Origin of the sequence: Natronosalvus caseinilyticus (assembly GCF_017357105.1) — an archaeon.
GTDB classification, from domain to species: domain Archaea; phylum Halobacteriota; class Halobacteria; order Halobacteriales; family Natrialbaceae; genus Natronosalvus; species Natronosalvus caseinilyticus.
Genome location: NZ_CP071596.1, coordinates 821,172 through 844,499 on the forward strand (window position 1 = coordinate 821,172; position 23,328 = coordinate 844,499).

The window sequence follows — 23,328 nt, forward strand, 5'->3', positions numbered from 1 at the left end:
GAACCTGAACCAGATCATCGCGGCGCTGTTCGCCCTGTTGATGATCTCGTCGATGGTCGCCTGGGGCGCGACGTTTATCTTCTAACTTAGCCGTCGGTATCCCAGACGTCCGCGAGCGGGCTTCGCTTCGAGGAGCGTCGGCCGCGTCGTGATCGCGACCGCGACTGTGATCGGCCTCGAGCATCGCTCTCGTTCGCGCTCCCGCCTGAGCCCGTCCCTTCTTTCGGCCCGGAACTCGACGTACTGTGCGAGGACGTTCTCGAGTACCCGCCGCTGCCGCCCCCGTCCCCGTCCGTCGCCTCGAGCGCTGCCCGCGGCTCGAACTCGGGCAATGCGGGCTCCGAGAGGCGATCGACCTGCTCCGCGAACCAGTCGGGCATGTCCGTCCGGGCGCGTTCGAATAAATCGAGCAGGCTCGAGTCCGCGACGTAGGTCGCCCCGTGGTCGTCGGGGGCGCGGATCACGCGTCCGCAAGCCTGGATCACGGTCCGGAGCGCCGCCCGGTAGTACCACGCCCACTGCCCCTCCTCGAGTCGGTGAGCCACCCGCGAGTCGCTCGTGTTCAGGAACGGCGCCTTGCAGAGCACCTGCCAGCGACAGAGGTCGCCTTTGAGGTCGAGGGCTTCCTCCATCTTCACCGAGAGGAAGACGTCCGGGTCCGAGGACGCTTTCCAGGCCTCGAGGTCGGCGTCCCGGTCGTCCCGGCTGTGCGCTCGAACGCGGTCGCCAACGCCGAAATCGGTGAGGAGTGACTCGAGTTGCTCCTGGATCGCGTAGGAGTGGGCGTGGATCAGCCCCTTCTCGTCGGGGTGGGCCTGCATGATGCGGACGATAGTCCGGGCGATCTTCGGCAGGGTCTCCTCGCGATGCTCGTAGGTCATCTTGCCCTGGGTGACGTCGTAGAGCGGCCGGTTCTCGACGGGGAAGGTGTGGCCGACGTCGACGAGGGCGACCCGCGAGGGCTCGAGGCCGACGTGGCGACAGAAGGCGTCCTTGTTGAGGATCGTGGCCGAGAGGAGCGCGAATTTGTTGCCCCGGTCCCAGACGGTGTACCGGAGGTAGCGCTCGGGGTCCATCGGTTTGATGGTGAGGGGCCCGCCCTGTGGATTCTCGGTTTCGTCCTCGTCGCTCGAGCCCGACCCTCCGTCGCGACTCGAGTCCGCCGCCTCGGCCTGGTCGACCAGCCACGTCGTCGGACTCTGCGGGTCGCGGTAGTCCTCGACGAAGAAGTCGAGTTCGCCGATGAGTTCCTGGAGGCGGTCCCGCTCACGCACCTCGCCAGGGGACAGCGATTCCTGGCCGAGCAACTCGTCCTTGCGACTGGTACACCGCCGACCGAGTGCCTCCGCGTAGCGAGCGGCTGCTTCGACGGAGTCGACCTGGGGGACCCGAAGGTCGTCCCAGAACGGGACCGTCCGGGGGCCAAGCTGGATCGTCGCGTACATCTCGGCCCACTCGGAGAGGCCGTGGGCCTCGTCGATCACGACCACGTCGCGTTTGCGGAACACCTCGCTGCCCGCGGTCTGCATGAAGTACGCGAGCGTCATCGCCGCGATGGATCGATTGGAGGCGATGGCCCGGTCGGAGAAGTACGGACAGCGGTGTTGCACCGAGCAATCGTACCCCCGCTCGCGGACGCAGGGGGCCTGGTTGACCGGCGTGTCGAGTTCGCCGGGGAGGATGCAGGTGTAGTTCGACTTCCCGCGGATGACGTTCAGGTCCTGGAGCAGGTCGTCGCCAGCCACGTCGTCGAGCTGGGAGACCTGCGGAGTCGTGTAGTAGGCGCCGGTCGCCTCCACCGGGTCAGCCTCGTCGACCGTACGGGCACAGCCGGCGACCGCGCGAGCCAGCAGGGACTTGCCGCTGCCCGTCGGTGCACGGACGAGAACGACGTCGTTGCCCGCCTCGAAGGCGTCGCGGATGTCGCGGAGGGCCTGTTCCTGGTTGCCCCGGTAGCTCGGCGCGGGGAACGCCTCGAAGATCCGGTCGGGATTCACCACTCGAGTCACCGGCGGGCGTGGTCCTAAAGGCTGCGGAGTCTCGCGCGTCTCGAATCCCTCCCGGTCGAATCCGAGGCAGGCTTCCGGAGAGAACGCCCGGCTTACGCGAGGGTAGGCGACAGTTTACAATCCGGACCGCCGTCGTCGAACGGCGTACGGAAGGGTCGCTCAGCGGAAGAGCACCGCGGCGTCTCTGACCCGCGGCGGCCGTTCGGCCTCGTGGCGTTCGAATCCCACCCCTTCCGCTCCTGCCTTTACTATACTTTCTATAGCCAAATCGCGAGCCCGGCGCCACGCTCATTGTCGACGCACCTAAATAGAAACTATGGCACGTCTCGAGGACCCGATCGAGATCGGCGGCGTCGAAATCTCAAACCGCCTCTACCGCGCGCCGGTCCTCGAGTGCGCGGGGAACGGACCTGATGCCGTCGAGACGCTGATCAACGACCTCGAGCCGGCCGCCGAATCCGGTGTCGGGTTGCTCTGCCAGGGGGCGACCATCGTCCGCGGCGAGGGCGGCTGTGCGGCCCCAGGGATGACTCGCGTTCACGACCCCAGTTTCGTGTCCCGCCTCTCGCGGCTCACCGACCGGATCCACGACCACGGGTGCCGGATCTTCGTGCAACTCGAGCACGGGGGCCTCCGGAGCATGGAGACCTGGCACGCCGGCTATCGGCGCGAGCACCCGGACCTCGAGCAACTCGCCGTTTCGCCCCTTCCGACACCGCTTCGCGCGCTCGACCGGGCGGGCTTTCTGGCCTACGACCCGCACGTCCTGACGACCGAGGAGGTGTACGAACTGGCCGCGGATTTCGGCCGCTCGGCGGCGTACTGCGTCGACGCGGGCTACGACGGCATCCACCTTTCGGGGGCGAACATGGGCATCGTCCAGCAGTTCCTCTCGCCGTTTTACAACCGCCGGGACGACGAATTTGGGGGCACGCCCGAGAACCGATTCGCCTTCCTGGAGGCCGTCCACGACGAGATTCGCGACCGGGCGGGAGACGTCCCGCTGATCACCAAGGCACCCGCCGAGACGCCGGCCCCGCCCTGGCCGGTCGTTCGCCGGAAGCTCTCCCTCGAGGACGGGGTCGAGATCGCCCGACGGCTCGAGCGGATCGGGTACGACGGCGTGGTCCCGGTCCAGACCTCGGTTGCCTGGGACATGAGCATCGTCCGCGGACGGTATCCGAAACGGGCCTGGGAGAACGAGGCCCTTCGCGAGGGGTACGACGAGGCCTTCGGCGGGTCGTAGCGGCGGCGACTCGTCGCGCTGGGCAATCGACTCGAGTCGCTGGTCTACGACTTCGAACCGGCCTGGAACGAGGACTTCTGTCGTCGCGTCCGCGAGTGGGTGTCGATTCCGGTGCTCGCCGAAGGCGGGATTCGAGAGCGCGGACAGATGGATCGGTTGCTGGGCGCGGCTAGCGAGTCCGACGATGGGGCGGCCAGGAACGCGGAACCCGCCTGCGACATGGTCGGCATGGCCCGTCCCTTCTACGCCGAACCGCGTCTCGGGGCGCGGTTGCTCGAGTCTCAATCCTCGCCCTCGGGAGCGACCGACCGCGAACTCGCCCCGGAGACGCGCGTCCTCTGTGAGAACTGCAACAACTGTACGGTTCCACAGGTGACGGGTGCGCCGGGAATCTGTCGCACGCCGTCAGTGCTCGAAAAGCGGGGCGAACTCGAGCGCGAGGGTGCCTACGACGGTCGGAAGTGACCTGCCACCCTCCGCATCGACCCCGGCCCCCGGCTGCCAGCCGAACGCCTATGCTCCACCGCCCGAAACGTCGGGTCACATGCGCGCAGTGCTCTTCGACATGGACGGCGTCCTCGTCGACTCCGAGGACTACTGGGTCACCCTCGAGCGTGAGGAACTCCTCCCGCAGGTCGTCCCCGACCAGGACGTCGCCGTCGCCGAGATCACCGGAATGAACTACCGCGAGATCTACGACTACCTCGACGCGGAGTACGAGACCGCGGTCTCCCGCGAGGAGTTTCTGGACCTGTTCGAAAACGCCGCCGAGACCCTCTACCGCGACCGCGTCGCCCTCCTCGAGGGCACTCACGACCTGTTCGACGAACTTGAGGAGCGGAACGTCCCGCGAGCGATCGTCTCCTCGTCGCCCCACGACTGGATCGACGTCGTCCTCGAGCGCTTCGACCTCGAGGATCGGTTCGACGCGGTCGTCAGCGCCGAGGAGATCGACGGGCCGGGCAAGCCGGAACCGGACGTCTTCGAGTACGCCGCGGCCGAACTCGGCGTCGAACCCGGGGAGTGCGTCGTCCTCGAGGACTCCGAGCACGGGATCCGCGCGGCGGCCCGTGCGGGGACGACCTGCATCGCCTACGAGATCGACGCTCACGACGACGTCGATTACTCGCCTGCCGACGCGGTCGTCGAAACGCCGCGAGAGATACGTGAGGCAGTCCTCGAGAGAGTCTAGAGTACCCCTCGCTAACTAGCCTGCTGTGGTCGCTGGTACCGACACTCACTCCGGCCAGTACGTTCAAACGTCGTGAGCGTCACTAACGGATATATGAACAGACGTCGCTATCTCGAGACGGTTGCCGCCGGCCTCGCCGTAGGCGGATTGGCTGGCTGTCTTGACGACCTCCAGGCGACCTCCAGGAGCGACGCCGATCGGACGGCCGGGAACGGCGACGGCGACGACTCCACGACCGATGGCACCGACACCAACGACGACGCCACGACCGATGGCAGCGCCGGACGCGACGAAGCCGACCGCGAGATTCGAATGGCCGCCGGACGACTGAATCGCGCCGGCGCCTCGCTTCGAGAGTCCCGTGACTCCCTCGAGGACCCCGAATCGGCCGACTACGACCCCGAGGAACCCCAGACGTTTCTCGACGAATCCCTCGAGTCGCTCGAGGCGGCCGAGGATGCCGAGCCGACCGAGGAACAACGCGCCAACATCGAGGAACTGACCGCCTACGCGGCCGTCCTCGGCCCCGCCATCGAGGTGACGGCCGTCGTCACCGACGACGGCCTCGAGGAGGAGGTCGACCGGGTCAACGACGCCATCGTCGACGAGGACCTCGTGACGGCCCGGTCGGTCGCCGAGTCGCTGGTCGACACCTTCGCCCCCGCACAGGAGACCCTCCAGCCTGCGCTCGAGGGCGTCGAATCCCTCGATGCCGACCGACTCGCCGACCTCGCGATTACGGACCTCGCGGCCGTCGAGGACGGCATCCGGACGCTCGCGTCCGTGGTCGATTCCCTGGTCGTCCTCTCGGCGTCGCTCGTGTCCCTCGTCGCTGGCCACGAAGCGCTCGAGGAAGGGGGTAATCTGGCCGACGAAGAAGCGTTCGACGAAGCGTGTACGGCGTTCGACGATGCGGCGACGATTTACGCGGATACCGCAGCGTCGCTCGAGGACGGCCACGAGGACGCTCCCGAGGGGCTGGTCGCGTACTTCGAGACGGCGCTGTGCCAGGTCGACCACCTCGAGCAGGCGGCGGTCGCGTTCAACGAGGCGGCGAAAGCGGCCGACGACGGGGACCGAAGCACGGCCGAAGAACGGGAGGCCGACGCGGAGGAGCAACTCGGGTTGGCGGAAGCGTGTGGGGCGTAAGTAGGGCGACGTCGGAACGACCTCCGACGAGTTGTGAACGTCGGGATCGACTACGAGGAGTCGCGAACACCGGAACACCGGAACGAACGCCGATTTTCGAGTATCGGAACCGACTACGACGAGTCGACCGGCCGCCCGTCCTCGGTCCGCGGGGCAACGTGATCGACATAGGCCTCGAGCGACGGTTCCTCGACGCGGACGCGAACGGCGATTTCGCCGAGTTCGTCGGGTTCGCCGACCGAGAAGTTCACGCGGCCCTCGAACGCCGCCTGCTTCTTCAGCGCAAAGTGAAACGTGTCGCCCTCGCGGCTCGAGAAGAACTCGCCACGGGCCGTGTCCAGAATCTCCTGGCGGTGGAGCTGTTCGGAGAAGTGCTCCATGGAGTGGACCGTCGCTGACACCTCGCCGAACCGTTCGTCGGGTTCGGCGTTCGGGAACAGGTTCCTGATGGCGTCTTCGACCCGGCTCGTGACCTCTGTGTCGTTGACGGGGGCGGTGATCTCGACGTCGACGCGGTAGAGCGTGCTCATATCAGGATTCGGACTCGAGGGTCGGTTCGGTATCTTCGACGTTTTCGGCGTCCTCGGCGTTTTCGACGTCTTCGATAGCGTCGCCCACCTCGAGTTCCTCGATGGCCTCGTCGCTGCTCCCTTCGGCCGCCGCATCGAGCACCTCGCTAATCTGCGACCGAAACGCCTCGAGGCTCTCCGTGTTCTCGACGACGACGTCCGCACGCGCCATCGCGTCGTCCATGCCGAAACCGCGTTCGCGCTCGTCCCGGGCCTCGAGCCCCTCGCCGCCGTCGTCCTCGTCGGCGTCTCGCCCGCGGTCGACGACGCGTTCGCGACGGATTTCGAAGGGGGCCTCGATGCTCACGAGCGTGAAGGCCTCGCCGAAGCGCTCCTCGAAGACGTCGACCTCCGTCCCGGATCGAATGCCGTCGACGAGGACGCCTTCGTGGTCCTCGAGGCGGTCTTCGAGCATCGGGAGGGAGCGTTCGGCGATGGCGGCGGGGCCGTTCTCCTCTCGTAGTGCTTGGGCGACCGTCCCGTGGCCCTTGCTGGGGTCGAGTCCCCTGTCGGCGGTTTCCTGTCGAACCACGTCGCCCATCGTGACGACCGGGATTCCTCGCTCGCGGGCGACCGTCGCGGCCTCGCCCTTGCCGCTTCCCGGGAGTCCGACGGTTCCGATAACGTACATCGGGTGCGAGTACAGGCGACGTGTGCATAAGGGCTGTGTCTCGCGAGCGGCGACGAACACTTCGACCAATCGTGTTGACATTCCTATACTATCGGTGGGTATTTATCCCTGCATTTAGTAGCGGGCCGTATGAACGCAATCGAGGTCACGAACGTCACGAAGCGATTCGGTGACGTTACCGCCCTGAACGACCTCTCGCTGACCGTCGAAGACGGCGAAATCTTCGGCTTCCTGGGGCCGAACGGAGCCGGCAAGTCGACGACGATCAACCTCCTCCTCGACTTCATCCGGCCGACCGACGGCACCGTCTCCGTGCTCGGCATGGACGCCCAGAAAGACAGCAAGGCGATCAGACAGCGCCTCGGCGTCCTCCCCGAGGGGTTCACGACCTACGACCGCCTCACCGGCCGTCAGCACCTCGAGTTCGCCATCGAGTCCAAGGACGCGACCGAGGAACCGGACCTGTTGTTCGAGCGCGTCGGCCTCACTCCGGAGGAAGGCGACCGCAAGGCCGGCGGTTACTCGAAGGGGATGTCCCAGCGACTCCTGTTCGCGATGGCCCTCGTCGGCGACCCGGACATGCTGATCCTCGACGAGCCCTCCACCGGGCTGGACCCCAACGGCGCCCGCGAGATGCGCCAGCTCATCCGCGAGGAGAACGACCGCGGGACGACCATCTTCTTCTCGAGTCACATCTTAGAGCAGGTCGAAGCGGTCTGTGACCGCGTCGGAATCATCCGGAACGGCGAGATGGTCGCCGTCGACAGCGTCGAGGGACTTCGCGACTCCGTCTCGACGGCCAGCCAGCTGCGTATCGAGGCCGACCGGATCACCGAACCCGCCATCGAGGCCGTCCGGGCCCTCGAAGGGGTCGAACGCGCCGAGGTTCTCGAATCCGGTTCGGACGGAGCGGTCGTCGCCGTCGAGACGACGGGCTCGAAGACGGCGGTGCTCGGCGCACTCGAGGACGCTGGGATCGTCGTCGAGGACTTCTCGACGGAGGAGGCGTCGCTCGAGGACGTCTTCCAGCGGTACACGGAGGTGACGGCATGAGCGTCACGGCCGTCGTCAGAACGGTCGTCAGAACGGAGGTGACGGCATGAGCGTTACGGCCATCGTCCGGAAGGACTTCCGGGACGGCATCCGCTCGCGCCTGCTGTGGGCGCTGATGGCGCTGTTCTTGCTCTCGATGGGCGGATTCACTTACGTCGCCACCCGCGGGTTCCAGGGACAGTCGGGTGACTCGGGCGTCGCACTGTTCGGGTTGCTCGGGCTCTCCGTGGTCCTCGCAATCGTCTTCCTCGTACCGCTGACCGGCCTCGTGGTGAGCATCAAATCCATCGTTCGCGAACGGGAACTCGGGAGCATCCGCATCCTTCTCTCGTTGCCTCACACCCGTCAGGAAGTCATTATCGGCAAGTTCATCGGTCGCGCTGGCCTGCTGACCGCTGCGATCCTCGCCGGGTTCGTCCCAGCGGCGATCATCATGTTCGCCCAGACCGGCGAGTTGCCGTTCTTCGAGTACGTCGCACTGGTGTTCGTGACGATCTGCTTCGGCGTCGTCTTCGTTGCCATCGGCCTCAGCGTGTCGGCGTTTACCAGCACCGAGACCCGCGCCACCATCGGCGGCGTCGGCGCCTTCTTCCTGCTGTACTTCTGGCAGGGCCTGTTCGGGTACGTCAACGGGCGCCTCGAGTTGTTCTCGGGCGACCTGTTGCTCTTCATCCAGCGCTTCGACCTGTTCGTCGTCTTCCTGGATTCGCTGATGGCGCTGCTCTCGCTCCAGCACGACATCCCGAACACGTCGTTCGTCGGCGGTCAGCTCATCGTCGAGAATCCGGAAGCGGTCGATGCGGTCTCCCAGCCGTTCTACCTCCAGCACTGGTTCGCGTTCGTGATCCTCGCGCTCTGGATCGCGGTTCCGCTCGCGATCGGGTACGCCCGGTTCGAAAAGATCGACCTGTAGCGCCGTTCCTGACACCCATCGACCGTCTTTCACCCTCTCGAACCCTCGTCGCGAGTCTCCGGCCGAATCAGGCGTCGATCCCCCGTTCCTCGAGCAACGCCCGAAATGCCTCTTCTTCGAGCACGTCCACGCCCTCTTCCTCGGCGTCGGTGAGCTTCGTCGCTCCCGGATTCTCGCCGGTGACGAGGTAGTCGGTGTTGCCGGAGACGCTCCCCGTCGCGTTCGCGCCGTGGGCTTCGACGAGTTCCTGGGCGTCACCCCGGGTCATTCCCTCGAGACTCCCCGTGAAGACAAACGTCAGACCCTCGAGTTCGTCGCCACCGCCCTCTCGATCCGCTTCCTGTGGCGAGACGTGCTCGAGGACGGCGTCGACGACGGCCGCGTTCGCCTCGCTCGCGAAGAACTCGTGGATCGTCTCGGCGACGGTTTCGCCCACGTCGTCGACGCCCTCGAGTTTCGCGGGGTCGTCCTCGGCGATTTCGCGGAAGGCCTCGAAGGTGCTGAACTCGCGAGCCAGCTCATGGGCGGTCGTCGGCCCCACGTGGGGGATGCCGAGTGCCGAGAGGAAATCCGCCAGCGGGGGCTCACGACTCGCCTCGATTTCGTTCACGAGGTTCTCGACGCTGGTCTCACCCCACCCCTCGAGGTCGCGGAGACGGTCTCGTTCTTCCGGTAGCTCGTAGAGGTCGGCGACGCTCTCGAGCAACCCCGCGTCGACCAGTTGCCGGACCGTCTTCTCGCCGAGGCCCTCGAGGTCGAGGCCGTCGTCGCCCGCGTAGTACTCGATCGAGCGTCGGCGCTGGGCGCCGCAGGCCAGGCCGCCCGTACAGAACGCCAGCGGGCCGTCGCGTTCGATGGCGCTCCCACAGACGGGGCACGCGTCGGGCAGTTCGTAGTGGCCCTGGCCCTCGCTCCCCTTCTCGACGACCTCCTCGACGTAGGGGATGACGTCGCCGGCGCGCTGGACCCGGACGGTGTCGCCGACGTTGACGTTCTTCGCGGCGATCTCCTCGGGATTGTGGAGGCTCGCCCGCGAGACGGTCACGCCGCCGACGTCGACCGGCTCGAGTAGCGCGACCGGCGTCACTCGGCCCGTGCGCCCGACCTGGACCGCGACGTCGACGATAGGCGTCACCTCTGCGCGGGCGGGGAACTTGTAGGCGTAGGCCCAGCGGTCGTGGCGAGCCGTCTGCCCGAGTTCCTCGCGGGCCCTGCGGTCGTCGACCTTGATCACGACGCCGTCGATCTCGTAGGGGAGGTCGTCGCGTTCCTCGAGCAGGTGGTCGCGGTAGTCGATGGCTGCCTCGATATCCGAGACGACTTCGACGCGGTCGTTGGTCCGGAGACCGTATCGAGGAAAGTCCTCGAGTTCCTCGCGGTGACTGTCCGCGAGGTCGCTGGCCGATAGCACGTCGAAGTAGAACACCTCGAGCGGGCGCTCGGCGACGACGGCGGGATCGAGCTGGCGAATCGTCCCCGCGGTCGCGTTCCGGGGGTTGGCGAACGGCTCCTCACCGCGCTCGATGCGCTCGCGGTTGTGTGCCTGGAAGGCGTCTTTGGGCATGTACACTTCCCCGCGGACGGCGAAGTGTTCGGGCGGATCGTCGTGCAATCGCTGGGGGACGGAGCCGATCGTTCGGGCGTTTCGCGTCACGTCGTCTCCCTCGCGGCCGTCGCCGCGGGTGACCGCCCGCTCGAGCGAGCCGTTCTCGTAGACGAACTCCATCGAGACGCCGTCGAATTTGGGTTCACAGACGTAGGTGACCTCGTCGTCGCCGTCTCCGTCGTAGCCCGCGTCGCGAAGCTCCCGGCGCACGCGTTCGTCGAACTCCCGTACGTCGTCGGCCTCGCCGCTGGCATCGATGGAGAGCATCGGTGCGACGTGTTCGACCGTCTCGAAGGCCTCGAGCGGTTCGCCCCCCACCGCTCGAGTGGGGCTGTCGGGGTGAGCGAGGTCGAATTCGCCCTCGAGTTCCCTGAGTCGGGAGAAGAGGGCGTCGTAGGTCCGATCGGCAACGATCGGGTCGTTCTCGACGTAGTACCGTCGGTCGTGTTCGCGGATAGCCTCGCGCAGGCGCTCGACCTGCTCCTCGGCTACCTCGAGGTCGAGGTCCTCGACCGGATCGAACTCGGTCGGCGGGTCCCGGAGATAGGGATTTTCCGTCGTCGGCATAGACATTACCCGAGCGTTCGTCCCGATCCGATTAAAACGTGGGCTTCGCGAGTCGTTACTTCGAGAACACGCTGTCGGCCGTCGCCGCCCCGACGACGCTGAAGATCGAGCCGACGCTGATCGCCTTGGCGGTGATCACCGCAGTCTGGACCGTGGTTTCGGCCTCCTCCACAAACGTATCGGGAGCGTCGAAGAGTAACGCCAGAATGGTGACCGACCCGAACGAGACGAGCATGAGGGAGATGAATCGTAGCGGGATTCCGCCGACTTCCTTCTCCGCGTCGGGATCGCGATTTGAATCCGCGGCGTACAGTGCCGCGTATCCGATCGCGAAGACGACGCCGACCGTCGCGAGCGCCTGCCCGAGGTTCATATTCGACGCGAGGACCCACACCTCCTCGGTGACGACGAACGGCCCCGCCAGCAGGAATCCGCCGACGAGCTGCTGGGCGGAGTCGGCCACCCGGAACTGGGGTGGTCGACGAGGACGATGAAGTTGCATACTCGAAGTAACAGACGATTCGTCAAGTATCGCCCGGTCTCGGCACGGCTATGACTATCGAGGGTCGACCCTTTCAGCGCGACCATCCACCGGTTGGGCGTTTCGGCCGGCTCGACGGGAGTGTATAGCTGCCAGCCGGATGGAGAGTGATATCGAACTCGAGCACTCGACGCCGAAGCCATCGTCGACGCGCTGGCGGACGCCGGCGACGGCGCGACGAACGCGGAGCTCGTAGCCTATTCAATATCTGTGTACGACTTGCATAGATATTGTGGACAAATTATTAGTAGCTGTTTCACAACGAGTCACGTATGACGGCAGGACCGCCGATCGCCGACCTTCACTTCGACGACGCACCGGACGTTGATTCCGTTCCTGGGCCGAAAACCCGGTCCCTGCTCGAGAAACAGCGGGAAATAGACAGTAGCGCGGTCGCGTATCCCAACGACATTCCGATCGCGTTCGAGGAGGGCAAGGGGGCGACGGTCCGCGACGCCGACGGCAACACGTACATCGATCTCTTCGCGGGGATCGGCGTGCTCAACGTCGGCCACGCCAATCCCTACGTGCTCGAGGCCGTGCACGAGCAGGCCGACAAATTCGTCCACACGGTCGACTTCCCGACCGAGGCCCGACTCGAGTTGATCGAGAAGCTCGACGAAATCGCCCCGGACGGCCTGCAGGGCCAGAACAAGGTCGTCTTCGGCGGTCCGACGGGGAGCGACGCCATCGAGGCGTCGATCAAACTCGCGAAGTACAACACCGGCGGCGACGGCCTCATCGCTTTCCGTGGGGCGTACCACGGCGCGACGACTGGCGCGATGAGCGTCACCTCGAACAAGAAGTTCAAGGGCCACTACACGCCCCTGCTCGCGGACGTCGTCCACGCGCCGTATCCCCACCCCTTCCGCCAGGACAAGACGCCCGACGAGGCGGTCGACCACGCGCTTGAGGAGGTCCAGGCGATCGTCGAGGACCCCTACGGGGGACTGGCCAACCCGGCCGGGATCATCGTCGAGCCGATCCAGGGCGAGGGCGGCATCGTCACGCCGCCGGCGGGGTTCCTGCAGGGGGTACGCGACATTGCCGACGACAACGACGTCGTGCTGGTCTTCGACGAGATCCAGAGCGGGCTCGGCCGCACAGGTCAGTGGTGGGCCTGCGACTGGGAGGGCGTCACCCCGGACGCGATGACTTCCGCCAAAGCCCTCGGCGGGGCGGGATTCCCGCTGTCGGCGACCATCTACCACGAGGACCTCGACACCTGGGGATCGGGCGACCACGCTGGCACCTACCGCGGCCACGTCGTGGGAATGCGCGCCGGAACCCGCGCCATTGAGTACATCCAGGAACACGATCTCCTGACCCACGCTCGAGACCTCGGCGAGTACATCCAGGGTCGACTCCTGGAGGCGGCCGCAGAAACGGATCGACTGGCCGACGTCCGCGGGAAGGGACTGTTCATCGGTGCCGAATTCGTCGACGCGGACGGCGCGCCGGACGGCGATCTCGTCGATGCGATCCAGACCTACTGTTTCGAACGCGGCGTCCTCGTCTGGACGGCCGGTCGCCACGGCAACGTCCTGCGGTTCCTCCCGCCGCTCGTCCTCACCCACGACCTGGCCGAGACGGCGCTCGACGTCGTCGTGGACGCGACCGAACACGTGACTGAGGAGGCGAAACGGACGGCCTGAGCCGACGTTCGAACCATGTCCGACACCACCCCACTCGAGACCGATGGCGCACCGAGCAGCAACAATCCCTACTCGCAGGGCGTTCTGGCCGGCGACACCCTGTACGTCTCCGGCTACAGCCCGGTCGACCCGGATACCGGCGAGGTCGTAGACGGCGACATCGAAGCGCAGACAGAGCGCGTGCTCGAGAACGTCGCTGCCGTGGTCGAGGCGGCCGGCGGCGACGGCCTTGACGACGTCGTGAAGGTGACGGTTTACCTGACCGACCTCGAGGACTACGACCGGGTCAACGAGGCCTACGGCGCACGGTTCGGCGAAGAACCCCCGGCACGCGTCTGTGTCGAGGTCTCGAGACTGCCAGACGACGTTCGAATCGAGATGGACGCGGTCGCGTTCCTCGGCTGAGGTAGAAGGGCCGTCCCCTTTTCCCCGGCCCGGCGTCAGTCGGCTACACCGATGACGCGTAACTAGTATACGATTATCGATCACGATTAAGTAGTTCCCGCGCTTACATCCGGCACGAATGTCCTACGACGTGCGACACAGGCTGGCCGACCTTCGGCAGGCGTTTCACCGCCATCCGGAACCCGGCTGGCGCGAGTTCCGAACGACCGCGCGCGTCGTCGACGAACTCGAGCGGCTCGACGTCGACGACCTCGCCGTCGGTCGCGAGGCGCTCTCGACTGCCGACCGGATGGCCGTGCCAGACGAGGCGGACCTGGAGCCCTGGCTCGAGCGCGCTCGCGAGGCCGGCGTTCGCGAGGACCTCCTCGAGCGCACCGCGGGCGGGCACACCGGCGTCGTCGCGACCCTCGAGCGGGGCGAGGGGCCGACCGTCGGTTTGCGCGTCGATCTCGACGCCATCTCGATGGCGGAGTCGTCGGCCGAGGATCATCGCCCCGCCACGGACGGGTTCCGCTCGGAACACGAGGGGTACATGCACGCCTGCGGGCACGACGCCCACATCGCAATCGCGCTGGGGACCGTCGAAGCGGTGAAAGACAGCGACTTCTCGGGGACGCTGAAGGTGTTCTTCCAGCCCGCCGAGGAGATCTCGGGCGGCGGCAAGGCGATGGCCGAGGGCGGCTACCTCGACGACGTCGACTATCTACTGGCGATCCACGTCGGCCTCGACCACCCGACGGGGGAGGTCGTTGCGGGCATCGAGAAACCCCTGGCGATGGCCCACCTGACCGCGACGTTCGAGGGCGCCAGCGCCCACGCCGGGAAGGCGCCCAACGAGGGGGGCAACGCGATGCAGGCGGCGGCGACGGCGATTCAGAACGCGTACGCGATTCCCCGCCACAGCGACGGCATGACCCGCGTCAACGTCGGCCGCATCGAGGGCGGCACCGCGAGCAACGTCATCGCCGAAGAGATCACGATCGAGGCTGAGGTCCGCGGCGAGACGACGGGCCTGATGGAGTACATGCGGACGGAACTCGAGCGCGTCTGCTACGCCGCTGCGGAGATGCACGACTGCGACGTCACGCTGCGGGTCATCAGCGAGTCGCCGTGTGCGGACAGCCATCCGGCGTTGCGGGATCTCGTCGGGCGCATTGCTCGCGAGGTCGACGGCGTCGAACGCGTCGTTCCCACGACCGAGTTCGGCGTCAGCGAGGACGTCACGTACCTGATGGAGCGCGTCCAGGAAAACGGCGGGCTGGCGTCGTACCTCGTCGTCGGCACCGACCACCCCACCAGTCACCACACGCCGACGTTCGACGTCGACGACGCCTCCCTCGAGATCGGCGTCTCGGTGCTAGCCGAGACGGCTGTCGAACTGTCAAAGCGGCGGGTCTGACGGTAGCTCTCGTCGTCGGAGCTGTTCGACTCCCGTCACGTTCTCGGGAACGGAAACGTTAATTCGCGGCCAGCCTGTGTGTCACGTATGAGCCAGGACGACGTGCCGGAGTCCCTCCGACCGGCGGCAGACGCGGATCGCCCACGCGGGATTCTCACGCCTTCCGACCGCGACTTCCTGCTCGGCCGGAAGACCGACTACACCGACCACTCGAGGAAACAGAAGCGAAACCGGATCCGCCGTCGGGTTCGGAACGCGATTCTCGACTTCAGCATCCTCTTCGACTATCTGGAAGAACGCGACCTCGAGACGGTGTTCGATCCCGACGACGAGGACCGGGACGCCTACACCCAGGGGATCACCGACGTGCTCGCCTTTTTGCACCTGGGAACGATGGGCTATCACACGCCGTTCAAGGACATGCTCTCGGAGGGTGTCGGCAAGGCCGAACAGCGACTGGCCGGGTCGAACTACCGGATGGTCAACGTCGAGTTCAACGTCGAACCGGTCGGCCAGATCGACGTCGACGCGGTGATCGAGAAACTCGAGAACGAGGAGTTCGCTCAGCTCACCGACGAGGAACTTCGTGCGTTCGTCCGGCTGTTGACGATGTCCGAGGGATTCTCGCCGGAGACGGCCCGCGAGGAGATCAAGGATCGCGTCGACGAGTTCGCCGAGCGAGTGGCCGAGAGTGCCGAGGCTCGAGAGCGGACGCTCGAGGAACTGACGAATTGACGAACTGGCGACCGCTGACGAACCGACGAACTGACGGCCGCTAACAGCCGCTGACGACCACCCGCCAGCCCGAATTCTGTTCAGCCCACGCTCGACCGACGATCCGTCGCGTATTCAGATTACAGGTTCCCAGAACGCCGCTTTCCGTGAATGTGGGCAATTTCTCGACCGATCGGTGTTTTCAGAACGCCTGTGGCGAAAATAGTCTCGAACCAGGGGCCGCTCGAGCCAACGTCAAATAAACGCAATCTGTAGATAGGCTGTGAGAGTGAGAAACACTTATTGTATACGGCGTAAATGGTAGCGGTATGCCAACACGAAGCATGGCAAATTGTGGGTGGAGGCTCAACCGACCAGTGAGCTGTCGCTCGGTTTGGGGGGTGAGTGGGGATGAGTGACGCCGAGCGGGGAGCGATCGCGCAGTTCCGGGAGGAGATCGATCCCATCGTCTTCGCGTTCGGGGCGTTGCTAACCGTCGGCGTAATCGCGGCGTTCTTCATCAGCCCCAAAACCGTCGAGGAAGGGATCGGGTCGCTAAACGATTCGATGCTCGGTGCGTTCAACTGGGCACTGCTGGTGATCGTGTTCCTGATCGTCGTCTTCCTCCTGTTCCTGATCGTCGGCCCGTGGGGGAGGATCAAACTCGGTGACGAGGATCCCGAGTACAGCTTCCTGTCGTTCTTCGCGATGTTGTACTCGGCCGGCTTCGCTGCGGGTGTCGTGTTCTGGGGGCCAACCGAGGGACTGTTCTACTACGATAGTCCCTCGCCGCTTTTCAACGTCGAGGGTGGGACGGCCGAAGCGATTCCCATCGCGATCCAGCAGACACTGTTCCACTGGGCGTTGCCCCAGCTGGCCGTGTTTACGATCATGGGAATCGCGATCGGGTACTTCGCGTACAACTACGATTCGGTCCCGCTGCGCGTGTCCTCGGCGCTGACGCCGATTCTCGGGAAGGAGAACCTCGACGGACCGGCGGCCAAGGTCATCGACATCCTCGCCGTCTTCGCGACGATTGGCGGCGTGGCGACCTCGCTAGGGTTCATCGGCAGCCAGTTCGTCACTGGCCTCGACTACCAGTGGGGGATCAGCATGGGGAACATCGGAATTCTCGCCGTCGTGACGATGATGACGCTGTTGTTTACGATCTCGATGGTTCTCGGCGTCGACAAGGGGATCCGACGCCTCTCGAACTTCAACATGGTCCTGTTCGTCGTGCTCATGCTCGCGACGTTCATCGTCGGACCGACGCTGTTCCTGGTATTGCTCGGTTCTCAGGCCCTCGGCGGCATGATTACCGACTTCGTCTCGATGAGTCTCTTCACCGGCGCCGGTCCGATGGGCAACGGTGATCCGGCGGCCACCGAGTGGATGAACACCTGGACCGTCTTCTACTGGGCGTGGGCGCTGTCGTGGTCCCCGTTCGCGGGACTGTTCATCGCCCGCATCTCCAAGGGACGGACCGTCCGCGAGGTCGCCTTCACCGGCATCGTCGCGACGTCGGCGGCGACCATCCCGTGGTTCACGTTCGTCGGCGGGACGGCGGTCTGGGCACAGCACAACGGCGTCGCCGACTTCGGCGCGGTGATCTCCGGCGATGCCGGTGCGGAGATTTCCGGCTTCATTCTCTTCGAGGCGTTGCAACTCACGATCGATCTGACCGCCGTCGGACTCGGCAGGTACGCGATCCCGGTCGGCGGGGTTCTGATCTACCTGTTCCTGATCCTCGTGACGACGTTCTTCGTCACGTCCGCGGACTCCTCGACGCTGGCTGTCTCGATGATGACGACGGGCGGGAAGGCCAGGCCGTCGACCATCAACCGGGTCTTCTGGGGCGTCGTCCTCGGAATGACCGCCGCAATCTTGATGATCCTCGGCGGCTCCGGCAGCGCGAACACGCTCCAGCAGGCGGCGATCATCACCGGCACTCCCTTCGCGTTCGTCTGTTTCGCCGCGATGCTCTCGCTGATCAAGGACTTCGGCTCGAACTACGGCCGCGTGTTACTGCAGGACGAGACCGTCCTCATCGGCTCGAGCAAGCCTTCGGAAACCGATTCACCGCCGACCGGCCCCGGTGGACCCGTCGAATCCGACGACGACTGAGCCACCAGCCCCTCCTCACCCCGCTGGCTGCCATCTCGTTCGGCTCCCGTGTCGATGTTCTCCCACACTAGATCGACGGTCGCAGCCATCGATCCGTTCCCTGCTATCCTATAACAAGTTTTAATGTACGAGGTACACATAATCTGTGTATGGATAGGGACACCGCGGAACCCGACGCGGACGCGCTTCCGGGCCCGAACGCTCAGCGGTGGGTCGACTTCCATCAGGCGCACTCCGCGCCCAGCGAGTACTCCCACGACTTCGTCTGGGACATCACGCGCGAGGCCGACGGCCCGTTCGTCACGGACGTCGACGGGAACGTTCTGCTCGATTTCACCTGCCACATCGGTGCTGCGCCCCTCGGCTACAATAACGAGAAGATTCTCGACAAACTCGAGGCGTTCGACCTCGTCGAGCCGATGAAGATCGCCGGCCAGGACCTGTACTTCGGCGCCGGACCGACTCCCGAGGAGTCGGCGGTACCGGGCTCGAGTCACCTCATGGAGAAGCTGGTCGAGGTCTCGAGCCAGTACGGGATGGACACCGTCTTCCTCTCGAACTCCGGCGCGGAGGCGATGGAGAACGCGATGAAGATCACGAACGATCACCGCGCCCCGGCGAAGTACGGCGTCGCATTCGCCGGCAGCTTTCACGGTCGGACCCTGGGGACTCTCTCGATCACGAAGTCCAAAGAGGTCTACACGCGCCACTACCCCCAGATCAGCGGGATCGAGACGGTGCCGTTCTGTGCCGACCGCGGCTGTGACACCGACAGCTGTGACTGCGGCTTCTTCGCCGGCGGCGACTCCCAGCTCCGCAGTATGCTCGCGCCCGAGGGCGGCCACGTTGATCCCGACGAAATCGCCTTCCTCGCGCTCGAGCCCATTCAGGGCGTCGGCGGCTACCGCTTCCCCAGCGAGGCGTTCATGCAGGAGGTGGCGGACGTCACCGACGAGTACGACATCCCGCTGGTCGTCGACGAGATCCAGGCCGGCGTCGGTCGCACCGGCGAGATCTGGGCTTCTGATCACTACCCGATCGAACCTGACGTCATCGCGAGCGCGAAGGCCCTGCGCGTCGGCGCGACGATCTCGCGCTCGGCGGTCTTCCCCGACGAGAAGAACCGGCTCGGCTCGACCTTCGGCGGCGGCGACCTGCTCGGTTCGATGATGGGCGCGCTTACCCTCGAGGCCATCGAGGAATACGATCTGCTCGACAACGCCACCGAGCGAGGCGAGCAGGCGAAAGAGATTCTGCGCGACGACGCCCCGGAGTACGTCGAGGACGTCCGCGGCAAGGGGCTGATGCTGGCCGTCGAGTTCGATACCCCCGAGCGCCGGAGCGCCGTAGTCGAGGCCGCCCTCGAGCGCGGCCTCCTGACCCTCGGCTGTGGTAAGAAGACGATCCGGCTGCTCCCGCCGCTCGACTCGAGCGAGCGCGAGATCGACCTGGGTATCGGTATCTTCCTCGAGGCGATCGAGGCGGTCGGCCCGAGTGCGAAAGTGGCGTGATCGGTTTCCGTTTTCGATTCTGATTCTAATTCTAACGCTACGACTCGAGACTCAGCATTCGGACCGCGCATGTACTGGTCGGGCCGTCCGCATGCGATGGCACGCGATGGGACGCGGTGAGCGACTGTAAGAAGCGCACGAATTGGCCGGGGAGGACGTGGAATCTCTCGTTGCCAGTGTAAGGACGCACTGTTTCGTTGCGACGGCTGTACCGTGCCGTCACCACTCCTCGATCGTGGACACCAGGATTTCCACGCCCTCCCCAGCCGATTCGCTCACTCGCTTCGCTCGCTCACTCATCCCTCGCGGCATTCGAACCGCGACAAAGTCGCGGTTCAGCGCGCCAGCAGTGGGATCGAGGGAGCTATTCGAAGGTGCTATTCGAGCGAGTTACTCGACGACAGAAACTCCACCGAGCGAATCTAGCGCCTCGAGCACGCCTTCGAGGTGCTCCCGTCCGCTGCCCTCGAGGCCAACAGTCACCGGAACCCGATTCGGTTCGTCGACGGCGCCTCGTCGCGCGCGCTCGAGGACGTCCAGTTCGGCGCCCTCGGCTTCGACGGTCTCCGCGACGTCTCCGACGACCGAGGGCCACCCCTCGATGGCCAGCCTCGCCTCGACGTAGCGCCCGAGTTCGTGGAGGCCGGTTCGCGTCAGTTCGGCGTGTTCGGTGAGGCCGACGTTGCCCCCGGAGATGATCACGCTGACGTGTGCTCCCTCGAGGTCCAGTTCGACCGAATCCGAGAGCGCGGCCGCCAGCGGCGTCGCACCCGCGCTCTCGACAACGGTCTTCGCCCGTTCGGCCAGCAACGTCACCGCGGCGGCGATCTCCCGGTCGGTGACGCTGACCACGTCGTCGACGACCTCCCGGGCGATGGCGAAGGTAGTCTCCAGCATCCGGGTATCGGCGATGCCCTCCGCGACAGTGTCGACAGTCTCAAGTTCCCGAATTTCGCCCGCCTCGAGCGAGGGCTTCGCGTGAGCGGCCCCCTCCGGCTGGACTCCGATCACGCGGATCTCGGGATCGTGGGCCCTCAGCACCGTCCCGATACCTGAAATCAGACCGCCGCCACCGATGGCGACGAGGACGGTGTCGATCTCGGGGTACTGCTCGAGCAATTCGAGGCCGATCGTTCCCTGGCCGGCGACGATCTCCTCGTCGTCGAAGGGGTGGACGAACGTCTCGCCGGTCTCGTCGGCCCGCTCGAGGGCGTGCTGGTAGGATCGCTCGTAGATGTCGCCCTCGACGACCACCTCGGCGCCGTAGCCGCGCGTGGCCTCGATCTTCGCGGCGGGAGTTACCTCGGGGACGACGATGGTCGTCTCGATGTCGAGCAACTGGCCGGCCAGCGCGACGCCCTGGGCGTGATTCCCCGCACTCGAGGAGACGACTCCCGCTTCACGCTCCAGATCCGAGAGCTGGGCCATCCGGTTGTACGCCCCCCGAATCTTGAACGAGCCCGTTCGCTGGGCGTTCTCGAGTTTGAGCCCGACCGACGCCGCGCCGCTCATCTCGGCGAAGGTGCGAGACGTGTCGAGCGGGGTGCGGTGGACGACGTCGTCGATTCGCTCCTGGGCCGTTTCGACGTCCTCGAGGGTAACGCGACTCTCGCTCATGCCTCGCTCTCGTCGCGACGAGCCACCGGGTGTCGTCGCTCGAGTTCACGAATCGTCTCGACGAGTACGTCGACGCCGTGTTCGAGGCTTCGCTCGTCGACGTCGAACGTCGGCGTGTGGTGACTGGTGGGGTGGTCGGTACCGACGATGAGGTACGACGCCAGCCCGCCGTTTTCCTGGACGCGCTCCATCAGGAACGTCGCGTCCTCGCTCGCGCCGAAGTCGGCCGCGGGGAGCACGTGCTCGACGCCCGCCACGTCGACCGCGACCTCGCTCACGAGACCCTGCAGTTCGGGGTCGCTGTCGGCCCGCGGCGATTCGCTGACGATGTCGACGTCCGCTCGACAGCCGTGGAGCGTCGCCGCCGATTTGATCGTCCGCTCGAGTCGCTCCTTTACGTACTCCTTCAGCGCCGTGGTCTCGCCGCGGGCTTCGGCGACGAGGTGGGCCCGTTCGGCGATGACGTTGCTCGCGGTTCCCGCCTCCGCACGACCGACGTTCACGCGGGTCATCCCGTCGCTGTGGCGGGGGATGCCGTAGGCGTTCTCGATCGCCGTGGCCATGGCGTGTAAGGCGTTGTCCCCCTCGTTGGGCGCCTTTCCCGCGTGGGCGGAGGTTCCCTCGATCGTCGCGTCGACGTGGCACATGGCCAGGGGTTTCTCGATACCCGCGACGACCTCCCCCGTCGGGTGGTCGAGGCCGACGTGGATCGCCAGCAGGTAGTCGAGCCCTGCCGCGAACTCGCTCTTCGCCATCGGACACCCGCCGCCGCCGGTCTCCTCGGCTGGTTGGAAGAAGACGACCAGTCGCCCGGCGAAGTCGCTCTCCACGATCGCCTCGAGCGTGGCCAGCCCCCAGGTCATGTGGGCGTCGTGGCCGCAGGCGTGCATCGTGCCGTCGAGTTCGGATCGAAAACCCTCGGCGGCCGGTTCGTGATCCGCGTCGGTCGATTCCTCGATGAACAGGCCGTCGATATCGACCCGCAGCCCGATGGCCGGTCCGTCGCCTCGATCGAGGACCGCCACGGCACCGGTGGTTCCCTCGGCCATCCGTTCGAGGAGGTCCTCGCGAACGCCGGCCTCGCGAGCGCGCTCGAGCCAGGGCTCCAGGTCCGCCTCGTCGGGCACGGCCATCCGGTCGGCGGGATCGTACGCGTCCGCCCCGACGGCGAGGTCGTCGACGTCGAGCCGCTCGAGTTCCTCGACGAGACGTGCGGTCGTCTGAAACTCACACCAGGCCGGTTCCGGTCGCCGGTGAAAACTGCGGCGGAGGGGGACGAGTCGGTCCCGTATCGGCTCGCTCATGCGAGACGATGACGCGCCCCACGCACTTAATTATACACAATCAGTGTTAACGTCGGGTACACAAAAAGGATAAGGGAACGTGTGACAACCGTAGCGTACGAACGTTTCAGGGACGGTGGGCCGTCGCTGTGACGGAGATGATCCACATGAGCACGAATCCAGACGTCGTCGTTCTCCGGGAGGGGACGGAAGGCCTGTCGATGGAATCGTACGCTGAAGCGCTTCGCGAGCGTCTCCCCGAACACACCGTCGCACTCGCTCGCACGCCAGCGGCCGAGCGCGAACTCGTTACGCAGGCGCGAGTGGTGACCGGCATCACGGTCGAGGAGGCCATGCTCGAGTACGCTGACCGCCTCGAGTTGTTCGCGTGTACGTTCGCCGGGACCGACCACGTGCCGATGGAGGCGCTGGCCGACCGCGGCGTCGCCGTGACCAACGCGGGCGGCATCCACGCGCCCGGCATCGCCGAGCAGTCGATCGCCAACATGCTCGTCTTCGCGCGAAACCTCCACGAGGGGTGGCGCCGCAAGCGAAACGGCGAGTGGCGTCACTTCCAGTCCCACGAGTTCACCGACAGCACCGTGACAGTCGTCGGCCTCGGGTCGATCGGCCAGCAGATCGTCACACGGCTCGAGGGCTTCGACGTCGAGACGATCGGCATCCGGTACACGCCGGAGAAGGGCGGCCCGACCGACGAGGTCCTCGGCTTCGAGGCGGACGACGTCCACGAAGCGTTCTCGCGCAGCGACTACGTCGTCCTCGCGTGCCCGCTCACCGACGCAACCCGCGGCCTCGTCGGCGAGGCGGAACTGGCGACGCTCCCGCCGAACGCCGTCGTCGTCAATGCCGCTCGAGGAGGGCTCATCGACACCGAGGCGCTCGTTTCGGCACTGCAGTTCAACGGGATTCGCGGGGCCGCTCTCGACGTCACCGATCCCGAGCCACTGCCCGGCGACCACCCGCTGTGGGACCTCGAGAACTGTCTCATCACGCCCCACACGGGCGGCCACACGCCGAAACACTGGGACCGGCTGGCCGACATCGTCGCGCACAACGTCCGTGCCCTCGAGTCGGGCGACGCCCTCGAAAACGCCGTCCTCGAGCCGACGTCGGGGTGACCGAG

18 protein-coding genes, 1 tRNA gene and 1 pseudogene are annotated in these 23,328 nt (G+C 66.0%); 13 read left to right on the plus strand and 7 right to left on the minus strand.

Going from position 1 to position 23,328, the window contains the following annotated elements; translation table 11 throughout:
* Positions 1-86 precede the first annotated feature (86 nt).
* Positions 87-1,997, minus strand: a complete 1,911-nt coding sequence (locus tag J1N60_RS03945; RefSeq protein ID WP_312910866.1) for an ATP-dependent DNA helicase — start codon at positions 1,995-1,997, stop codon at positions 87-89.
* 160 nt (positions 1,998-2,157) lie between these two features.
* Here J1N60_RS03945 and J1N60_RS03950 point away from each other — a divergent pair.
* From J1N60_RS03950 to J1N60_RS03965, 4 genes and pseudogenes are all read left to right on the plus strand, one after another.
* Positions 2,158-2,245, plus strand: a tRNA-OTHER gene (locus tag J1N60_RS03950).
* Between the two features lie 80 nt (positions 2,246-2,325).
* A pseudogene (locus J1N60_RS03955) lies at positions 2,326-3,720 on the plus strand (oxidoreductase).
* A 79-nt stretch (positions 3,721-3,799) separates the two neighbouring features.
* Complete coding sequence (locus J1N60_RS03960) at positions 3,800-4,447, plus strand: HAD family hydrolase (protein WP_312910867.1); 648 nt, start codon at positions 3,800-3,802, stop codon at positions 4,445-4,447.
* A 93-nt stretch (positions 4,448-4,540) separates the two neighbouring features.
* Positions 4,541-5,596, plus strand: a complete 1,056-nt coding sequence (locus J1N60_RS03965; RefSeq protein ID WP_312910868.1) for a hypothetical protein — start codon at positions 4,541-4,543, stop codon at positions 5,594-5,596.
* Between the two features lie 113 nt (positions 5,597-5,709).
* Here J1N60_RS03965 and J1N60_RS03970 read toward each other — a convergent pair whose 3' ends face one another.
* Together J1N60_RS03970 and J1N60_RS03975 are read right to left on the minus strand one after the other, a co-directional pair.
* On the minus strand, positions 5,710-6,126 hold the full coding sequence (locus J1N60_RS03970) for an RNA-binding domain-containing protein (protein ID WP_312910870.1): 417 nt from the start codon (positions 6,124-6,126) through the stop codon (positions 5,710-5,712).
* 1 nt (position 6,127) lies between these two features.
* Entirely contained in the window at positions 6,128-6,796 is a 669-nt protein-coding gene (locus J1N60_RS03975) for an AAA family ATPase (protein WP_312910872.1), read from the minus strand.
* 129 nt (positions 6,797-6,925) lie between these two features.
* Here J1N60_RS03975 and J1N60_RS03980 point away from each other — a divergent pair, with 129 nt between their 5' ends.
* Both J1N60_RS03980 and J1N60_RS03985 read left to right on the plus strand, forming a co-directional pair.
* A complete protein-coding gene (locus J1N60_RS03980) occupies positions 6,926-7,849 on the plus strand; it encodes an ABC transporter ATP-binding protein (protein WP_312910873.1) in 924 nt (307 codons plus the stop codon).
* Between the two features lie 46 nt (positions 7,850-7,895).
* A complete protein-coding gene (locus J1N60_RS03985; protein ID WP_312910875.1) occupies positions 7,896-8,762 on the plus strand; it encodes an ABC transporter permease subunit in 867 nt (288 codons plus the stop codon).
* A 67-nt stretch (positions 8,763-8,829) separates the two neighbouring features.
* Here the strand turns inward: J1N60_RS03985 and ligA are convergent, their stop codons facing one another.
* Together ligA and J1N60_RS03995 are read right to left on the minus strand one after the other, a co-directional pair.
* Positions 8,830-10,941: an NAD-dependent DNA ligase LigA gene (gene ligA, locus J1N60_RS03990; protein ID WP_312910877.1), complete on the minus strand. Its 2,112-nt coding sequence runs from the start codon at positions 10,939-10,941 to the stop codon at positions 8,830-8,832.
* Positions 10,942-10,990: 49 nt separating this feature from the next.
* A complete protein-coding gene (locus J1N60_RS03995; RefSeq protein ID WP_312910879.1) occupies positions 10,991-11,437 on the minus strand; it encodes a DUF2391 family protein in 447 nt (148 codons plus the stop codon).
* 311 nt (positions 11,438-11,748) lie between these two features.
* Here J1N60_RS03995 and J1N60_RS04000 point away from each other — a divergent pair, with 311 nt between their 5' ends.
* From J1N60_RS04000 to J1N60_RS04025, 6 genes are all read left to right on the plus strand, one after another.
* Positions 11,749-13,131 carry an aspartate aminotransferase family protein gene (locus J1N60_RS04000; RefSeq protein ID WP_312910880.1) on the plus strand — a complete coding sequence of 461 codons (1,383 nt, stop codon included), beginning with the start codon at positions 11,749-11,751 and terminating at the stop codon, positions 13,129-13,131.
* 15 nt (positions 13,132-13,146) lie between these two features.
* Positions 13,147-13,536: a Rid family detoxifying hydrolase gene (locus tag J1N60_RS04005; protein ID WP_312910882.1), complete on the plus strand. Its 390-nt coding sequence runs from the start codon at positions 13,147-13,149 to the stop codon at positions 13,534-13,536.
* Between the two features lie 118 nt (positions 13,537-13,654).
* Positions 13,655-14,935 (plus strand): amidohydrolase, encoded by a 1,281-nt coding sequence (locus tag J1N60_RS04010; RefSeq protein WP_312910883.1) that lies wholly within the window; start codon positions 13,655-13,657, stop codon positions 14,933-14,935.
* An 87-nt stretch (positions 14,936-15,022) separates the two neighbouring features.
* On the plus strand, positions 15,023-15,670 hold the full coding sequence (locus tag J1N60_RS04015) for a DUF8102 family protein (protein ID WP_312910884.1): 648 nt from the start codon (positions 15,023-15,025) through the stop codon (positions 15,668-15,670).
* A gap of 390 nt (positions 15,671-16,060) precedes the next feature.
* Entirely contained in the window at positions 16,061-17,773 is a 1,713-nt protein-coding gene (locus tag J1N60_RS04020) for a BCCT family transporter (protein WP_312910885.1), read from the plus strand.
* A gap of 149 nt (positions 17,774-17,922) precedes the next feature.
* Entirely contained in the window at positions 17,923-19,284 is a 1,362-nt protein-coding gene (locus J1N60_RS04025; protein ID WP_312910887.1) for an aminotransferase class III-fold pyridoxal phosphate-dependent enzyme, read from the plus strand.
* A gap of 390 nt (positions 19,285-19,674) precedes the next feature.
* On the opposite strand, the gene ilvA is transcribed toward J1N60_RS04025, so the two are convergent.
* A complete protein-coding gene (ilvA, locus tag J1N60_RS04030) occupies positions 19,675-20,901 on the minus strand; it encodes a threonine ammonia-lyase (RefSeq protein WP_312910889.1) in 1,227 nt (408 codons plus the stop codon).
* The gene (locus J1N60_RS04035) at positions 20,898-22,205 is read right to left on the minus strand and encodes an amidohydrolase (protein ID WP_312910891.1); all 1,308 of its coding nucleotides are present in this window, start codon (positions 22,203-22,205) and stop codon (positions 20,898-20,900) included. Before J1N60_RS04035 ends, ilvA begins: the two co-directional genes overlap by 4 nt.
* Before the next feature lie 146 nt (positions 22,206-22,351).
* Between J1N60_RS04035 and J1N60_RS04040 the strand changes: the two genes are divergently transcribed.
* Entirely contained in the window at positions 22,352-23,323 is a 972-nt protein-coding gene (locus tag J1N60_RS04040) for a D-2-hydroxyacid dehydrogenase (protein ID WP_312910893.1), read from the plus strand.
* Positions 23,324-23,328: the final 5 nt, after the last annotated feature.